The organism is Streptococcus sp. HMSC065H07 (assembly GCF_001837325.1).
GTDB lineage: Bacteria > Bacillota > Bacilli > Lactobacillales > Streptococcaceae > Streptococcus > Streptococcus salivarius_H.
In genome coordinates, this window is sequence record NZ_KV832058.1 from 8,706 (window position 1) to 9,019 (window position 314).

The 314-nt window shown below is 46.5% G+C and carries 1 protein-coding gene; it reads left to right on the top strand.

Translation table 11 applies throughout. The annotated features are described in order from the left end of the window. Positions 1 to 314: Rib/alpha-like domain-containing protein (locus tag HMPREF2637_RS11660; RefSeq protein ID WP_256316163.1), on the top strand; the 314-nt coding region annotated here is incomplete at both ends.

Consider the following 314-nt stretch of genomic DNA (forward strand, 5'->3'; position numbering starts at 1 on the left):
AGATGGCTCTAAGGATGAAGTCCCAGTTAAAGTGGCAGTAGTAGACCCACGTACGGATGCGGATAAGAACACACCAACTGCTAAAGATCAAACAGTTAACATCGGCGAAACACCAGACGCTAAAGGTTCAATCGGCAATGTATCAGACCTACCAAGCGGCACAACATTTGAGTACAAGACACCAGTTGATACAACAACAGCAGGTGAGAAGGACGCAACAGTCGTTGTGACTTATCCAGACGGTTCTAAGGACGAAGTACCAGTTAAGGTAACTGTAGTTGATCCACGTACGGATGCGGATAAGAACACGCCAA